Consider the following 17,241-nt stretch of genomic DNA (forward strand, 5'->3'; position numbering starts at 1 on the left):
GTGTGAAAGGCCAGGCACGTCTGCAATAATCGACCCCCTTCACCGTATTGCACTGCAACACCGCCTTCGGAAATCCTCCGTTGGCCCCCGTACACCCGCGCAAACACTGGGCCGGCGACCTTGCCGCGCCCCTCTGTCTGCGTCCGTCGCCCACGCCAACGGCTGGGCTGAGCAAGGAGTTCTCCGTGAGTCTGGCCATCTTTGATCTCGACAATACCCTGATCGCCGGGGACAGCGATCACGCCTGGGGCGAGTTCCTGGTTGAACAAGGCGCTGTCGACGCTGACACCTACCGTGAAGCCAACGAGCGCTATTTCCAGCTCTATCAGAGTGGTGAACTGGACATTCACGAGTACCTGGCCTTCTCACTCAAGCCGCTGGCCGAGAACAGTCCGGAACAACTCGCCGCCTGGCACCAGCAGTTCATGGCCGCCAAGATCGAGCCCATCATTCTGGCACGGGCAGAAGAGCTGCTGGCGCGTCACCGTGCACGCGGCGATACGCTGCTGATCATCACCGCCACCAACCGCTTCATCACTGCCCCCATCGCCGAGCGCCTTGGCGTGGATGACCTGATCGCCATCGAGCCCGAGATCATCGACGGGCGCTACACCGGCCGCGTCGACGGAGTTCCCAGCTTCCAGGGCGGCAAGGTCACTCGCCTCGAAGCCTGGCTTGCCGAGCGTGATCACACCCTGGATGGCAGCACCTTCTATAGTGACTCCATCAATGATCTTCCGCTGCTCGAGCGTGTCGATACTGCCATTGCAGTGGACCCGGATGAGCAACTGTTGGCGACCGCCCAGCAGCGCGGATGGCGCATCATCTCACTGCGCGACTGATAAGCCATTGATTTTAAAACAAATAATCGACCTATAAGGGAATGCAGCTTCATCTATAAGGTTTTCATGTGGCTACAGGCATTCACCATAAAGTCGACCTTATTTGCTGAATCATTTCGCGTCCGATGTGTCTATAATGTGTGTCCATCGAACCGTCGAGCCTGACGAGGCATGCCCCGTCACGGCAGGACGGCCCCCGGTAGCCCGGTCGGGTGCCGGGGGATGTCCCTCACCAACTCTGAGCGTGAGCAGCCATGTCCTCAACGACATACGATGTCCTGATTGTGGGTGGCGGCGTGTCCGGCACCGCCCTTCTCTATGAACTCGCCCGCTACACCGACCTCTCGTCGGTCGGCCTGGTGGAAAAATACGACCATGTCGCGATCGTCAACTCGCACGGTCGCAACAACTCCCAGACCATCCACTGCGGCGACATCGAGACCAACTACACGGTCGAGAAGGCGCGCGTGACCAAGCGCACCGCAGGCATGGTGGTCAACTTCGCCACCAAGCTCAGCGAGAGTGAGCGCGATCACATCGTCTACAAGTACCCGAAGATGGTACTGGCGGTCGGCGCCAAGGAATGCCAGTTCCTGCGCAAGCGCTTCGAGACCTTCAAGCCACTGTTCCCGAATCTGAAGCTGCTCGAGCGTGATGACATCGCCGAGCTTGAGCCGAAGGTCGTGGAAGGTCGCCGTCCGGACGAGGAAATCGTCGCGCTGGGTTCCACCGACGAATACACCGCCGTCAACTACACCACCCTGTCGGAGGCCTTCGTCAGCGAAGGCGAGAAGGCAGCGGCCGAGAAAGGCATGAACTTCGACGTTCGCCTCTCGACCGCCGTGGAAGACATCCGCAAGGAAGGTGACGTCTACAAGGTCAAGACCGACAAGGGCGAGCTCAGCGCACGCTATGTCGTGGTCAGCGCCGGTGGTCACTCCCTGCTGTTCGCCCACAAGATGGGCTACGGACTGGACAAGTCCTGCCTGCCGATGGCTGGCTCCTTCTACTTCACGCCGAAGGTGCTCAACGGCAAGGTCTACACCATCCAGAACGAGAACCTGCCGTTCGCCGCCGTCCACGGCGACCCGGACGTGCTGGTGGAAGGCAAGACCCGCTTCGGGCCGACCGCTCTGATGCTGCCGCTGCTGGAGCGCTACAACGGCAAGACCTTCTGGGAGTTCCTCAAGGTACTGCGCATGGACCGCAACGTCGTCAAGGCCCTGTGGGACCTGATGAAGGTGCGTGACATCCGCAACTACATCTTCAAGAACTTCATGTTCGAGGTGCCGGTACTGCGTGAGCGCCTGTTCCACGGCGACATCAAGAAGATCGTCCCGAGCCTGGACGTCAAGGATGTCAGCTTCGCCAAGGGCTTCGGCGGCGTGCGCCCGCAGCTGATCGACAAGAGCAAGCAGAAGCTCGTGATGGGCGAAGCCAAGATCAATCCGGGCACCGGCATCGTCTTCAACATGACGCCGTCACCGGGTGGCACCAGCTGTCTGGGCAACGCCGAGAAGGACATGTATCTCGCTCAGGAATTCCTTGGTTTCAACATCGACAAGGATGCCTTCGAGCGTGACCTGCTCACCGGCGAGATCGAGCTGACCGAACTCGAACGCCCGGAAGCCTCTTCCCTGATGTGATACGCCGCGCGGCGCCAACCGCCGCGCAGGTGAACTGAAGGAAGTCGAGCCGAACGAAAAGCCCCCGCCAGCATCTGCTGACGGGGGCTTTTTCGTGTTGCCACTGACGGCGGCTGGCACTCAGTACTCAGTACTCAGTACTCAGGCGGACAGCATGTCTGCCTGAGTCATTCGCTCATGCCACGGGTTGCCGCGAGTGAGCCAGTGGCTCGTGTACCGCATGCAGGCGCTGAATCAGTTGATCTTCCAGCGCGAAGCGCTCCGTCAGCCCCTCCTGAAGACGGGCCAGCCACTCGGGCAGGCGTGTGCGGTAGTGCTGGCAGCGGGTCGGACTCGAGAAGTCCTCATCGAAGGACAGTACCAGCTCCGTCGAGGGCTCCAGACGCAGCATCAATTTCTCGGCAGCGGCCAGAGCCTGGGTGTCCTCGAAGACACGCCCCTCTTCCTTGAGCTGAGGATAGACTTCGAAATGGCCCGCCGAGATGTAATCCATCAACAGCTCGATGAAGCGATTGACGCGTGTCATGTCGAGCTGCTCGAGATCATTGACGCAGGCCTCGTGCAGATCCATGAAGCAGACCAGCATCTCGCGTCGCTGATCCAGCCAGCGATCAACCAACTGATGAACGCCACGAAAGCGTTCCGCCGCAGTGGTGCATTCCTCCAGCATGGGCGCCTCCTCTGGCATGACCCGAACGGTGGGGCTGACATCAGGTGCTCACCCCGCTGTCAACCCACTATCCTCCATGCGACGGACGCTGCCAACCCCCCACCATGGTGGCAGGTGTCATGCCCTCAACGCCGGAAGCTGCTCCACAGCATGGCCAGCGGTACCAGTGCCAGAGCACAGAAGCCGATCAACGACCACTGAGGGATCGAGAGCCCCAGCCACTGGGCACTGATCTGCGCGCATTCACCGGAGGCATTGAGCACCTGGGTGATCACGTCCCATACCGGCAGCACTTCCAGCATGTAGTTGAGGCCCGGGCCACAGGCCGGCACCTGATCCGGCGGAAGGGATTGCAGCCAGACATGACGACCGGCCAGCACGATGGCACCCACACTGCCCGCCAGCGCACCCAGCGCATAGACGCGGGTACCGATACGCCCCGGTCCATGCACGGCACCCAGCAGGAAGAAGACGCCTGCCACGGCCACCGCCACGCGCTGGAAGATGCACAGCGAACACGGTGCCAGACCGAAGGCAAACTGCAGCACGAAGGCGACACCGAGCAGCAACGCGCACCCCAGCGCCCCCAGCAGGCACCACTGACGCCCGCTCCAGCGCGCCAGACAGGCGAGACCCCCACCCTGGCGTGTCGGCTGTTGTCCTGATTGATTGTCCGCGTGTGTCATTTGCTGTCCTTGCCGTCCGACTCCACTGGAGTCATTGGTGAGAAATGGCGCGATCACGAAGACATCTCTCCATGACCACCTCAGAGCATGCGTGGCGTCATTGCCTGGCCAGGACGCACGCATGGGCCAGAGACATCATCGGCGCCTCAAGTCTGAGGCGCCGATGATGTCGCGATGGCCGGTGTCGCCGCGATCAGCGATGGATGCCTATCATGCCGCGCAGGGATGACCTGAACATGAATCGGCGTTGCATCGACGAGTCAGGCCGGTTGCGTGGCATGCGCCGAGGCAAAGTATTCGGCCATGAAGGTATCGAAGTCCTGATGGTCGCCGGCCTCGATATCGCCCTGTTGCTGCAGGGAAGTCTCGACCAGTTGATCCAGCAGGTAGCCACGTGCACGCTCCATCGGCTCCGTCTTGAACTGCTCGGCCTGCCCCTTGGCCAGTGCCATCACTTCATCGACGAAGTTGCTGCCGTTGTCGAGCATGCTGGTCAGCAGACGGCCCGAGGGCGTGGTCTGGGCATCGTCGAAGCGCGGCGCGAGTGCCGCCAGCGCATCGCGATGCTCACTGCCTGACTTGTGATTCTCGTCCAGCAGGCTTGCCACTTCGCCAAGCTCATCCATCACGTTGGCGGCCAGTTCACGCAGACGCCGCTCCTCACCCTTGACGTTCAGGGTCAGCTCGGGGTCACGTCCCGCCTCCACGACGCGTCGCTTGCTGTCGTCAAGGTTGGCGCATTCCTCGTCATCGATCCATGGGCTCTCGGTCAGCAGACACCAGATCAGGAAGGTATCGAGGAAGCGGATCTGCGTCTCGTCGATCCCCACCGGCAGGAAGGGATTGAGATCCAGACAGCGCACCTCGATGTATTCGACGCCCCGGCCTTCCAGCGCCTGACTGGGCGTCTCGTTGTGCCGGGTGACACGCTTGGGACGGATGTCGGAGTAGTACTCGTTCTCGATCTGCAGGATGTTGCTGGAGAGCTGCGACCAGCTGCCATCAGCCTGCTTCACCCCCAGCTTCTCGTAGTCCTTCCACGGCGTGACGATGGCGTGACGCAGCGTCCCGACGAAGTTGTCCAGCGAGTTGAAGCAGATCTTGAGCTGCGCCTGGACCTTGTTCTGGTAGCCCAGGTCCGACATGCGCAGGCTGGTGGCATAGGCCGAGACCAGACTGCGGTCGGCCTGACGCTTGAGGCGGTCATCATTGCCGCCATCCAGGAAGCTTTCGTCGATCCCCGGCGAGGCGCCGAACAGATAGAGCAGAATCCAGCTATGGCGACGGAAGTTGCGGATCAGCTCGAAGTAGCGGCGCGAGCGGAAGTCACGCGCATCCTCGCCTTCGGCATTCTCCATCTTCTGAAGCAGCGTCCAGAAATCATCCGGCAGCGAGAAGTTGTAATGGATACCGGCAATGGACTGCATGATGCGCCCGTAGCGCACATCCAGTCCCTTGCGGTAGACATGCTTCATGGTGCCGGTGTTGGAGGTGCCATAATCCGCGATCGGCACGCTGTCATTGCCGTTCAGCCTCGGCGGCATGCTGGCCGGCCAGATCAGCTCATCCCCCAGATTGCGATAGCTGAAACGATGCAGGTCCGCCAGAAACTCCAGGGAATCCTTGGGACGCGAGAAGACTGGCGTGATGTACTCGAGCAGCGACTCGGAATAATCCGTGGTGATGTACGGGTGAGTCAGCTTGGACCCCAGAGCACGCGGGTGCGGGGTCTGGCTGATGCGGCCGTCGGCGTCGACCCTGAGGCCTTCTTTCTCGATGCCACGGCGCAGACGCCCGAAGAGTCCCTGACGGGCGGGGGCCTTGAGTCGCGCAATGGCGGACGCGAGTTGCTCGGACAAGGTATTGACCCTTTCGCATGGGGAGAAGCCCAGCCTCTCCGGTCGAGTTGGATGACCATGGCCCGCGGACTGCACCGGATGCCATGCAAGACGCGAACGGCATCCACCGTTCGCGTCAGTCAGTATGCCCACATTATGGGCGCGTAAAAAATGCTTTCAAGGCTTATGATTTCGACTTGCGTGCATTGAGCAGGGCCGCTGCCATGGCATTGTTGGCGGGTGCCGCGCCGCCTCCTGCACTGGAGCCGCTGCCGCGACCGCCTCGTTCCTGACGGCCACCGCCGGTCTGGGAGCGCCCTCCACGATTGCCCTCGCCCCCGCGTCGCGCCTCGCCTCCCGCGCCTTTTTCACCGGGAGTATCGCTCATGCGCATGCTCAGCGCGATGCGTCCACGCGGTATGTCGACCTCCATCACCTTGACGCTGACGATGTCACCGGCCTTCACCACCTCACGCGGGTCGGCAACATACTTTTGCGACAGAGCAGAGATGTGTACCAGGCCATCCTGATGCACACCGATGTCCACGAAGGCCCCGAAATGGGTGACGTTGGTCACGACACCTTCAAGTTTCATGCCCGGTTCGAGATCCTTGAGCGTCTCGACCCCTTCCTTGAACTCGGCGAAGCGGAATTCAGGACGCGGGTCGCGCCCCGGCTTGTCCAGCTCCCGCAGGATGTCCGTGACTGTCGGCAACCCGAAGTGATCATCCGTGAACTCGGCAGGCTTCACGCTGCGCAGGAAGCTGCTGTCGCCCAGCAGGCTGGGTAGCTCACGGCCATGCGCCTTGGCGATACGCTCGACCAGCGGGTAGGCCTCAGGGTGAACGGCGCTGGCATCCAGCGGGTTCTCACCCTCGGCGATACGCAGGAAGCCGGCGCACTGCTCGAAGGTACGTGGCCCGAGCCGACTGACCTTCAGAAGCTCCTTGCGCGAGGCGAAGCGGCCATTGGCATCACGATGCGCGACGATGTTCTCGGCAAGCGTGGTATTCAGCCCCGCGACGCGTGACAGCAGCGCACTGGACGCCATGTTGAGATCGACACCGACGCCATTGACGCAGTCCTCGACCACCGCCTCCAGACTGCGCCCCAGCTGCACCTGACTGACATCATGCTGATACTGGCCGACCCCGATGGACTTGGGCTCGATCTTGACCAGCTCGCCGAGCGGGTCCTGCAGGCGACGGGCAATGGAGACCGCGCCACGAATGGTCACGTCCAGATCCGGGAACTCACGCGCGGCATATTCCGAGGCGGAGTAGATGGACGCCCCTGCCTCGTTGACCATCACCTTCTGCAGGCGACGCCCGGACAGGCGGGTCAGCACGTCGGCGGCCAGCTTGTCGGTCTCGCGTGATGCGGTCCCGTTGCCGATGGCGATCAGCTCGACATCATGACGCTCGACCAGCCTGACCAGCTCCGCCACCGAGGCATCCCAACGATTGTGAGGCGCATGCGGGTAGAGGGTGGCCTGATCGACATACTTGCCGGTGGCGTCCACCACCGCGACCTTGACGCCGGTACGCAGGCCCGGGTCCAGCCCCAGGGTGGCCTTGGGCCCCGCCGGGGCTGCCAGCAGCAGATCCTTCAGGTTGTCGGCGAAGACCTGGATGGCCTCCTGCTCGGCACGCTCACGCAGGCGGCCGATCAGCTCGCTTTCCAGATGGGTATAGAGCTTGACCCGCCAGGTCCAGCGCACCACCTCCTTCAGCCAGCGATCCGCGGCGCGCCCCTGGTCCTCGAGGGAGAAATGCGCCGCGATGGCACCCTCCATCGGGTGCCGCGGCAACTCGTCCTCGCCTTCCAGCTTGAGCGCGAGGCTCAGCACGCCTTCATTGCGACCCCGCAGCATGGCCAGCGCGCGATGCGACGGTGCCTTGTGCAGCGGCTCGTCGTGCTCGAAGTAATCGGAGAACTTGGTGCCTTCCTGTTCCTTGCCCTTCATCACCCGGGCACTGAGGATACCGTCATCCCACAGACGCTGACGCAGACGACCGACAAGCGCGGCGTCTTCCGCGAAACGCTCCATCAGAATCTGCTTGGCCCCATCCAGTGCCGCCTTGGGGTCGGCCACGTCCTTGTCGGCATCGACGAAGCCAGCCGCCTCGTCTTCCGGCACGAGCGTCGGGTCGCCAAGCAAGGCATCCGCCAGCGGCTCAAGACCCGCCTCACGGGCAATCTGGGCCTTGGTACGACGCTTCTTGCGATACGGCAGGTAGAGGTCTTCCAGACGCTGCTTGCTGTCGGCAGCCAGCACGTCGCGCTCGAGACTCGCGGTCAGCTTGCTCTGCTCGGCAATGGATTCGAGTACCACCTGACGGCGCTCTTCCAGCTCACGCAGGTAGCGCAGGCGCTCTTCCAGAAGACGCATCTGGGTGTCATCCAGCCCGCCGGTCGCCTCCTTGCGGTAACGCGAGATGAAGGGCACGGTGGCGCCGCCATCCAGCAGCTCCACCGTCGCGGTGATCTGTTCTTCACGCACGTCCAGCTCCGCCGCCAGCGCCTGCTGGATACGGCGAGCGGTAGCAGCAGGCGACAGCGTCGGTGCAGGGCGAGCGGTAGTGGCGTCAGTTGCGGTAGCGTCCATGAAACATCGATCCCTTCACGACTATGATTCTGGTGACAAGACGCAGGCGGCCCGGTCGCTGAGTCGACCGGGCCGCCTGCATCACGATGCCGTCACGTTACCACAAAGCCCGTGGATTGCTTTAGCTTCACAGGCCCCCTCAGGCCGGCACGAAACGCAGCGCCACCCCATTGTTGCACCAGCGCAATCCCGTGGGCCTGGGGCCGTCCTCGAACACGTGTCCCTGATGCCCTCCGCAGCGTGCGCAGTGATATTCGGTACGCGGCCACACCAGCCCGTAGTCCGTCTTGGTCAACAGATGCCCTTCGATATGGTCGAAGAAACTCGGCCAGCCAGTGCCGGACTCGAACTTGGTGCGCGAGGTGAACAGCGCAAGGTCACAGCCGGCACAGCGGTACTCACCGTCACGCGCTTCCTTGTTGAGCGCGCTGGAGCCTGAGCGCTCGGTGCCTTCCTCGCGCAGCACGCGATACTGCTCTGCACTCAGGCGTGCGCGCCACTCGTCGTCATCCAGCACGAGCTCGGCAATGTCCGGCGAGCGCTCCAGCTCAAGCTCCGGGCGAGCGGCAGCCAGTCCCGGCAGTGCCAACATCGCACCGCCACCCAATACAAGCCCCATGAATTGGCGACGTTGCATGACGAATCTCCTTTATCCGATATGAACCGTGATACCGGGATTACGCACGGCACGCCTCGTTGGATGCATGTCACCTTGGCCCTCGCACGCAAGTCGACTCTCTCGCATGCACGAAAAAGCCCCCATATCGGCAGATCCGGCATGGGGGCTTGCGCATTCACAGAGGGAGGCATGACGTCAGGCAGGAGACATCGGCTCAGATACGCAGACCGCCATCACATTCGATCACGCGCCCCGTGAAGTAATCATTGTCGAAGATGAAGGCCACGCTGCCCGCGATGTCTTCCGGACGTCCCAGATCACGCATCGGGATGCCACTCTTGATCTTGTCGAGCATCTCCGGCTTCATGCCGGCGGTCATTTCAGTGGCGATGAAGCCCGGTGCCACGGCACCGACACGAATCTTGTAGCGCGCCAGCTCCTTGGCCCAGGTGACGCTCATCGCGGCGACACCCGCCTTGGCTGCGGTGTAATTGCTCTGCCCCATGTTGCCGGCGCGCGAGATGCTGGAGATGTTGACGATCACGCCCGGCTGACCGGCCTCGATCATCTGACTGGCGGCTTCACGCGTGCACAGGAAGACACCGGTCAGATTGACATCGATGACCTGCTGCCAGCTGGACAGCGACATGGTCTTCTCCACGACTCCATCACGCGCCTTGATCAGCAGACCATCTCGGGTAATGCCGGCATTGTTGACCAGACCACTCACCGGGCCCAGCGCCGCCTTGATGGCAGAGAAGGTTTGCGTGACGGAGGCCTCGTCCGCGACGTCGGTCACGAACCCCTGCGCCTTGATGCCCGCCGCTTCCAGGCTCGAGACAGCGTCATCCAGACCGCCCTGTTCGATATCCAGCAGCGCCAGCACGGCGCCCTTCTCACCCAGATGTCGCGCCATGGCCAGCCCCAGCCCACGAGCGCCGCCCGTAATCGCGATGACCTTGTCGTCAAGCTTCATGTCCCGTCTCCCAGGTTGTCTGCCGACAGTGAGAAATGCCTGCCGGGTGCGAGGCCCGCATGCCGTACGAGCGTCACGATCAATGTGTCGAGTGTCCCGCACCGCGTCCATCCGCGTGTGCCACCGTGACTGGAGCTGTCACGGATGACGAACGCTGCAGGCTCACGGTGAATCTGCATGACGCAGTGCAACAGATTGCGACGTGTCCTGCCTCAACGCTGGCCCAACCGGCCAACGCAACCGGTCTCGTCATCAACGTAGCGGCCTGCAGGCGGGTGCTGATGCGGCGTGCCCATGCTGCTTCCGGCCGCCATGGGGCCCGCCTGGTCAGGCGTATCGTTGCCACCTTCGGACACTTGAGACATCCGTCGCGCCTGACACGGTATCACTCGCTGTCATTGTGCACTGCAACATCCAGCATGGCACCGCTCTACCACCAGCGCCAGCCATCCACGTCGGCCGGCATGAGCCTTTCATGACACCGATTCGACTGTTCCCCATCCTGCTGCTGGTTTACCCTTGACGCATTGGTGCAAGCTGCCATTTACCGGATTCGGGAGAGACGATGCCCATACTGCTAGTGATTACCCTGTTCGGGTTATTGGATTTCGTGGTGCTGTTCAGTCTTGGCAGCCAGATAGGGCTGTTGCCGACGCTGGCACTGGTACTGATCACCGGCGCCGTGGGCCTGCATCTGATTCGACGCGAAGGTCGCGCGACATTGATGCGTGCCCAGGAGCGCCTGCAACGTGGCGAGATGCCCTCCGGTGAACTGATGGAAGGCGCGGCGCTGATCTTCGGTGGCGCGCTGCTCATGGCACCGGGATTTCTCTCGGATGGCCTGGGGCTGCTCTGCCTGCTGCCGGCCTCGCGTGGACTGCTGACCCGAGGCCTGAGCGGCAACAACGTCATCGCACGCTTCTTCAAGGGTCGCTTCTCCGCACAGAGTCAGTCACGTCAGACGCACTCCGGCAACTGGCAGTCCACGGATCACGGCACTGCCCAGCAGGAGGAGCCACAGCGCGAATCAGGCCGCGCCAATAGCGGTGACAAGGGTGGGCAGCCGCTGGAAGGCGACTACATCAGCCGCGATGAGCCACGTCTGTAGGCCGGCATCGCGCCTCGACAGGCAAAGAGCCCGACGAGCCCCCACTGCATGATGATGATCTAAGCCCGGTACGGGAGCCCATCTCCCCTGCCGGGCTTTTCGTTGCCATGCATGGCCGCGCTGTGCAACGCGCCTCATCGCTGACACCTAGTACCAATGGACGTCATTCACCGTCGGGCGTCCACATGCCAGAGGCGTATGGCTCAGATACACTCAACTGCTTGATTCAACTCACAGTAGTGCATCGGGATAGTCGGCACCTCAAGTGCGTGCCTTTCAGGCGACGCAGTTGATGACGAGATTTGAAATTTTTTTATGTTCGCCTACTTGAAAGCTGTCCTCTCGCCACCATAAAAGCGGTGCAATGGATAACGGCCTCGCCTCTGCGAGGCCCAACACTCGGTAGGCAACCCCATTGAACGCCAGACGTGCCGGCAAAGACCGGCAGATGGCGGGATTTACCATCAGGAGAACGTGAGCAATGAACATCCGTCCCTTGCACGATCGCGTCGTGGTCCGTCGCGTGGAAGAAGAACAGAAAACTGCAGGTGGCATCGTTCTGCCCGGCAGCGCTCAGGAAAAGCCGACGCGCGGTGAAATTCTTGCCGCCGGCAACGGCCGCATCCTCGAGAACGGTGAAGTTCGCCCGCTTGACGTGAAAGTCGGCGACACCGTCATCTTCAAGGATGGCTACGGCGTCGAGAAGCAGAAGATCGACGGCGAAGAAGTGCTGATCATGAGCGAGAGCGACATCCTCGCCGTGGTGGAAGGCTGATTTCCAGCGTTTCCGGTTTAAATGCTACGACTTACTGATTAAAGGTAGAGATAACAATGGCTGCAAAAGACGTTCGTTTCTCCGATGATGCTCGCAAGCGCATGGCGCGTGGTGTCAATGTCCTGGCGGATGCCGTCAAGACTACCCTCGGCCCGAAAGGCCGCAACGTGGTGCTGGAAAAATCCTTCGGCGCACCGACCGTGACCAAGGACGGTGTGTCCGTCGCCAAGGAAATCGAGCTGAAGGATCGCTTCGAGAACATGGGCGCCCAGATGGTCAAGGAAGTCGCTTCCAAGACTTCCGACGTCGCGGGTGACGGCACCACCACCGCCACCGTGCTGGCTCAGTCCATCGTCAATGAAGGCCTGAAGGGCGTGACCGCCGGCATGAACCCGATGGACCTGAAGCGCGGCATCGACAAGGCCGTCATCGAAGCCGTCAAGGCCGTGCGTGAGCTGTCCGTGCCGTGCACCGACACCAAGGCCATCGCCCAGGTCGGTACCATCTCCGCCAATGGCGACTCTCGCATCGGCGAGATCATCGCGGAAGCGATGGAGAAAGTCGGCAAGGAAGGCGTCATCACCGTCGATGAAGGCCGTGGCTTCGAAGACGAGCTGGAAGTCGTCGAAGGCATGCAGTTCGACCGTGGCTACCTGTCTCCGTACTTCGTCACCAACCAGGACACCATGGCGGTCGAGCTCGAAGACCCGTACATCCTGCTGGTCGACAAGAAGATCTCCAACATCCGCGAACTGCTGCCGGTGCTGGAAGGCGTCGCCAAGTCCGGCAAGCCGCTGGCGATCGTCGCCGAAGACATCGAAGGCGAAGCGCTGGCGACTCTGGTCGTCAACACCATGCGCGGTATCGTCAAGGTCGCGGCCGTCAAGGCGCCGGGCTTCGGTGATCGTCGTAAGGCCATGCTGCAGGACATCGCTGTCCTGACCGGCGGCACCGTGATTTCCGAAGAAGTCGGCCTCAACCTCGAGCAGGCCAACCTGGACCACCTGGGCACCGCCAAGCGCGTGACCATGTCCAAGGAAAACACCACCATCATCGATGGCGCCGGCAACGAAGGCGATATCGAAGCTCGTGTCTCCCAGATCCGCGCGCAGATCGAGGAAACCTCCTCTGACTACGACCGCGAGAAGCTGCAGGAGCGTGTCGCCAAGCTGGCCGGCGGTGTTGCCGTCATCCGCGTCGGTGCTGCTACCGAAGTCGAGATGAAAGAGAAGAAGGCTCGCGTCGAAGACGCCCTGCACTCCACTCGTGCAGCCGTCGAGGAAGGTGTCGTGCCTGGCGGTGGTACCGCCCTGGTTCGCGTCCTCAACCAGCTGACCGAGCTGAAAGGCGACAACGAAGACCAGACTCACGGTATCGCCATCGCGCTGCGCGCCATGGAAGCGCCGCTGCGTCAGATCGTCACCAACGCTGGCGAAGAAGCCTCCGTCGTGCTGAACAACGTCAAGGCAGGTGAAGGCAACTACGGTTACAACGCCTCCACCGGTGTCTACGGCGACATGTTCGAGATGGGCGTGCTGGACCCGGCCAAGGTGACGCGCTCTGCCCTGCAGTCCGCAGCCTCCATCGGCGGCCTGATGATCACCACCGAATGCATGATCGCCGAAGACCCGGAAGACAAGGCAGCTGCCGGCGGCGGCGACATGGGTGGCATGGGCGGAATGGGTGGCATGGGCGGCATGATGTAAGCCAGCCTCCCCCACGACTCACCCGTCGTGACCCGAACCGCTCCTGCGCAAGCAGGGGCGGTTTTTTCATGCCTGACATTCACGCTTCCCGCCGTGACATGCCTCGCTTGCACGGCGCAGGCCGCTACCTGACTCCACTCGCCCGTCACGCTACACTAGGCGCCACTTTTTTGCGGCGACCTGAGACATTGCCTCTTCGTGATGACAGTGCATGACGCTGGCAGTGCACGAGGCTAGCAGCGCATTGACGCCCACGATCAATGACGACAACCGCTCAGGCCGCGCGCCTCGCTTGCCCAGGATCTTCTTCTCATGACTGATACCTCCAGCTCTGCCTCGAGCCCTGCCACCCTCGACAATGTGCGTGTCGTGCTGGTGCAGACCTTCCATCCCGGCAATATCGGCGCTACCGCTCGCGCCATCCTGACCATGGGCATCAAGGACCTGGTGCTGGTCAACCCGCGCTGCTTCCCCGATGAGGAAGCCACACGCATGGCCAGCGGCGCCGCGGAGCTTCTGGAAAACGCCCGCGTGGTCGAGCGTCTCGAAGACGCCGTCAATGACTGCCAGCTGGTCATCGGTGCCAGTGCCCGCCTGCGCAGTCTGCCGCTGCCTCACTTCGATGAGCCGAGCGAGATGGCCGCGCGCGTCATCGATACCGCCCAGGATGGCAAGGTGGCGCTAGTGTTCGGCCGTGAACGCTTCGGGCTGACCAACGAGGAGATCGGCTGCTGCACGCACCAGGTGTCCATCCCCACCAACCCCGACTACGGCATCCTCAATGTCTCCCAGGCCGTACAGGTACTCGCCCACGAGTGTCGCAGCGCCTGGCGTCGCACCCTGGAGCCAACCAGCGAGGCTCCGGTCGCGCGTCGTGAGGATGACCAGCTGCCGACCCGCGAGCAGCTCGGCCACTTCCACGAGCACCTCGGCCGTGCCCTGCGCGGTTCCGGCTTCCTCAATCAACCGCACTCACAGACCGAAGAGCGCTTGCGTGCACTGTTTGCCCGCGCTGAACCGACCCGCCGTGAGCTGTCCATCCTGCGCGGCATGCTGGCCAACCTGGAACGCCAGACCGCCGCCGCTGAAGCCACCAAGCCCGATCAGAGCGAGAACGACTAGACCACGCAGGGCTGGGCGGGGATGGGCCAATCAAGAGACGATGGGGCCGGCAACGACTGGTACTTGGTCTGCTGACCCGCCCCGCCAATTCCACAGGCAGACTGTCAGCTCGACGTCATCGTCCTGACATGGATCAAGGCGCACGCTTGAACATCGTCCAGACTGTAGTGGTCACGACGATGACTCGCGACGGAAGGTGGCAGGGTCACGCAGACCCCGCCGCCCCTGCCGCCACCTCAGGCAAAGACTCCCGATGAGCGCGCGACAGCTCGCCACGAGAGGCGTCACGCCTGACCCTTGCAATGATGTTCATTGAACTCAAGGAGCGCCCACCATGACTCAGACAGCCTCTCTCAGCCCTCAGCAACTGGCCCGCGACATCCAGCAACTGGAAAAGCGCCTGCATCAGATCGACCCGACGGAGCAGCCGGCACAGTACCGCAGCCTCTACTGCACCATCTCCCTGCGCCAGATGCAGCTTCTCGCCCAGAACAGTCAGCGCGTGGACTCCGGGCATTCTCTCGCCAGCGGAATCAACCGGTAACGTCCGCACAGCGAGGACAGGGTGCACAGGCACGATCTCTGCACTTTCCAGACACGATCTCCGCACTTCCCGGACACGATCTCTGAACACAAAAAAACCGCCACCCCGAAGGGTGGCGGTTTTTTTCGTTCCTGCGCATGACATGCGTCATGTGCAGGATACCGATTCGGAGACGCTGAGGTGGCAACCAGAGGCATGTCACCTCAGCGTGGATCCGGACATCCCGCCTCACGAGGAGGCGGAATGTCTCGGGATCACTCCTGACCCAGCTGCTGCTTGATCAGGTCACCGATGGTCGTCGGGCCGTTGCTCTCGACTTCCTGGGTACGCGGCTTGGCAGCATCGCGACGCGGTGCTTCCACCTGGTCCTTGGACTTGACGGACAGGTTGATCAGGCGGCTCTTGCGATCCACACCGACGATCTTGGCTTCGACAGCATCGCCGACGCTCAGGACGTTGCGTGCGTCTTCGACACGATCAGCGCTGATTTCAGACGCCTTCAGGATGGCGATGACGTCAGTGGCCAGCTCGACCTGAACTTCCTTGGCGTCGATGTCGACAACACGACCGGACACGATGGCGCCCTTGTCGTTGACGGCCAGGTATTCAGAGACCGGATCGCTCTCGAGCTGCTTGATGCCCAGAGAGATGCGCTCACGTTCCGGATCGATGGACAGGATGACCGCTTCAGCTTCTTCACCCTTCTTGTAACGACGCACGGCTTCTTCGCCAGCTTCGTTCCAGGAGATGTCAGACAGGTGAACCAGGCCGTCGATGCCGCCATCCAGACCGATGAAGATACCGAAGTCAGTGATTGACTTGATGGTACCGGAGACACGGTCGCCCTTGTTGTGCTTGCCGCTGAAGTCTTCCCACGGGTTGGTGGTGCACTGCTTGATACCCAGGGAGATACGACGACGCTCTTCGTCGATGTCCAGAATCATCACTTCCACGTCATCGCCGACATTGACGACCTTGGACGGGTGGATGTTCTTGTTGGTCCAATCCATTTCGGACACGTGGACCAGACCTTCGACGCCCTCTTCCAGCTCGGCGAAGCAGCCGTAGTCGGTGAGGTTGGTGACGCGTGCGTTGATCTTGGCGCCTTCCGGGTAGCGAGCCTTGATGTTGACCCACGGATCTTCACCCAGCTGCTTGAGACCCAGAGACACACGGTTGCGCTCGCGGTCGAACTTCAGCACCTTGACGTTGATCTCGTCGCCGACAGCAACGATCTCGGACGGATGCTTGATGCGCTTCCAGGCCATGTCGGTGATGTGCAGCAGGCCGTCAACGCCGCCGAGGTCGACGAAGGCGCCGTAGTCGGTCAGGTTCTTGACGATACCCTGAATCTGCTGACCTTCCTGCAGAGTGGCCAGGAGGGCTTCACGCTCAGCGCTGTTCTCGGCTTCGAGGACGGCACGACGAGACACGACAACGTTGTTGCGCTTGGCGTCGAGCTTGATGACCTTGAAGTCCAGTTCCTTGTTCTCGAGGTGGGCGGTGTCGCGCACAGGGCGGACATCGACCAGAGAACCCGGCAGGAAGGCACGGATGGTGTTGATGTCGACGGTAAAGCCACCTTTGACCTTGCCGTTGATCACGCCCTTGACGATCTCGTCCTTCTCGAAGGCGGCTTCCAGCTCTTTCCACGCTTCGGCACGCTTGGCCTTCTCGCGGGACAGGCGGGTCTCACCGAAGCCATCTTCGACGGCTTCCAGCGCGACCATGACTTCGTCGCCGATGCTGATGGACAGCTGGCCACTTTCGTCACGGAACTGTTCAGACGGAATCTGACCTTCAGATTTCAGACCGGCATTGACAGTGATCCAGTCGCCATCGATATCGACGATGGTAGCGGACACGATTGCGCCCGGCTCCATGTTGATGTCCTGGAGTGACTGTTCAAATAAATCAGCAAAGCTCTCGCTCATGGTATTCCTACATGATCAACGTTTGGGGCGGCTTGCACCGCAGTCTCCGTACCACCAGCAAGCACGGGCCATATCTACATATCCCCGGGGGCGTTGACGCTGGTTCGAGATACACCGGCTTTCCGCTTGCCGCCGATGCACCCCATGACACCTGGCCGGGGGGTTGA

At 61.9% G+C, this 17,241-nt stretch carries 14 protein-coding genes; 7 read left to right on the forward strand and 7 right to left on the reverse strand.

What is annotated here, in order from left to right; translation table 11 throughout:
* The first annotated feature begins 185 nt into the window (after nucleotides 1-185).
* Nucleotides 186-842: an HAD family hydrolase gene (locus QD172_RS07695; RefSeq protein WP_077375196.1), complete on the forward strand. Its 657-nt coding sequence runs from the start codon at nucleotides 186-188 to the stop codon at nucleotides 840-842.
* 254 nt (nucleotides 843-1,096) lie between these two features.
* Nucleotides 1,097-2,488 carry an FAD-dependent oxidoreductase gene (locus QD172_RS07700; protein ID WP_077375199.1) on the forward strand — a complete coding sequence of 464 codons (1,392 nt, stop codon included), beginning with the start codon at nucleotides 1,097-1,099 and terminating at the stop codon, nucleotides 2,486-2,488.
* 175 nt (nucleotides 2,489-2,663) lie between these two features.
* On the opposite strand, the gene rsd is transcribed toward QD172_RS07700, so the two are convergent.
* The 6 genes from rsd to QD172_RS07730 form a co-directional block, all read right to left on the reverse strand.
* The gene (rsd, locus tag QD172_RS07705; protein ID WP_077375202.1) at nucleotides 2,664-3,158 is read right to left on the reverse strand and encodes a sigma D regulator; all 495 of its coding nucleotides are present in this window, start codon (nucleotides 3,156-3,158) and stop codon (nucleotides 2,664-2,666) included.
* 125 nt (nucleotides 3,159-3,283) lie between these two features.
* Nucleotides 3,284-3,844, reverse strand: a complete 561-nt coding sequence (locus QD172_RS07710) for a disulfide bond formation protein B (protein WP_077375205.1) — start codon at nucleotides 3,842-3,844, stop codon at nucleotides 3,284-3,286.
* A 260-nt stretch (nucleotides 3,845-4,104) separates the two neighbouring features.
* Entirely contained in the window at nucleotides 4,105-5,703 is a 1,599-nt protein-coding gene (gshA, locus tag QD172_RS07715) for a glutamate--cysteine ligase (RefSeq protein ID WP_279855383.1), read from the reverse strand.
* A gap of 163 nt (nucleotides 5,704-5,866) precedes the next feature.
* On the reverse strand, nucleotides 5,867-8,290 hold the full coding sequence (locus tag QD172_RS07720; protein ID WP_279855384.1) for a Tex family protein: 2,424 nt from the start codon (nucleotides 8,288-8,290) through the stop codon (nucleotides 5,867-5,869).
* A 139-nt stretch (nucleotides 8,291-8,429) separates the two neighbouring features.
* A complete protein-coding gene (gene msrB / locus QD172_RS07725) occupies nucleotides 8,430-8,927 on the reverse strand; it encodes a peptide-methionine (R)-S-oxide reductase MsrB (protein WP_176503165.1) in 498 nt (165 codons plus the stop codon).
* Between the two features lie 196 nt (nucleotides 8,928-9,123).
* A complete protein-coding gene (locus QD172_RS07730) occupies nucleotides 9,124-9,885 on the reverse strand; it encodes an SDR family oxidoreductase (RefSeq protein WP_279855385.1) in 762 nt (253 codons plus the stop codon).
* A gap of 565 nt (nucleotides 9,886-10,450) precedes the next feature.
* Here QD172_RS07730 and QD172_RS07735 point away from each other — a divergent pair.
* The 5 genes from QD172_RS07735 to QD172_RS07755 all read left to right on the forward strand — a co-directional run bounded on the left by QD172_RS07735 (nucleotide 10,451) and on the right by QD172_RS07755 (nucleotide 15,140).
* A complete protein-coding gene (locus QD172_RS07735; protein WP_077375219.1) occupies nucleotides 10,451-10,993 on the forward strand; it encodes an FxsA family protein in 543 nt (180 codons plus the stop codon).
* A 481-nt stretch (nucleotides 10,994-11,474) separates the two neighbouring features.
* Nucleotides 11,475-11,768 (forward strand): co-chaperone GroES, encoded by a 294-nt coding sequence (locus QD172_RS07740; protein WP_043331438.1) that lies wholly within the window; start codon nucleotides 11,475-11,477, stop codon nucleotides 11,766-11,768.
* Between the two features lie 56 nt (nucleotides 11,769-11,824).
* Complete coding sequence (groL, locus tag QD172_RS07745) at nucleotides 11,825-13,474, forward strand: chaperonin GroEL (RefSeq protein ID WP_065392449.1); 1,650 nt, start codon at nucleotides 11,825-11,827, stop codon at nucleotides 13,472-13,474.
* A 312-nt stretch (nucleotides 13,475-13,786) separates the two neighbouring features.
* On the forward strand, nucleotides 13,787-14,596 hold the full coding sequence (locus QD172_RS07750) for an RNA methyltransferase (protein ID WP_084208010.1): 810 nt from the start codon (nucleotides 13,787-13,789) through the stop codon (nucleotides 14,594-14,596).
* 334 nt (nucleotides 14,597-14,930) lie between these two features.
* Nucleotides 14,931-15,140 carry a hypothetical protein gene (locus QD172_RS07755; protein ID WP_077375227.1) on the forward strand — a complete coding sequence of 70 codons (210 nt, stop codon included), beginning with the start codon at nucleotides 14,931-14,933 and terminating at the stop codon, nucleotides 15,138-15,140.
* A gap of 254 nt (nucleotides 15,141-15,394) precedes the next feature.
* On the opposite strand, the gene rpsA is transcribed toward QD172_RS07755, so the two are convergent.
* Nucleotides 15,395-17,074: a 30S ribosomal protein S1 gene (gene rpsA / locus QD172_RS07760; RefSeq protein ID WP_279855386.1), complete on the reverse strand. Its 1,680-nt coding sequence runs from the start codon at nucleotides 17,072-17,074 to the stop codon at nucleotides 15,395-15,397.
* Nucleotides 17,075-17,241: the final 167 nt, after the last annotated feature.

This window comes from Cobetia sp. 10Alg 146 (genome assembly GCF_029846385.1).
In the GTDB taxonomy this organism is placed as follows: Bacteria; Pseudomonadota; Gammaproteobacteria; order Pseudomonadales; family Halomonadaceae; genus Cobetia; species Cobetia marina.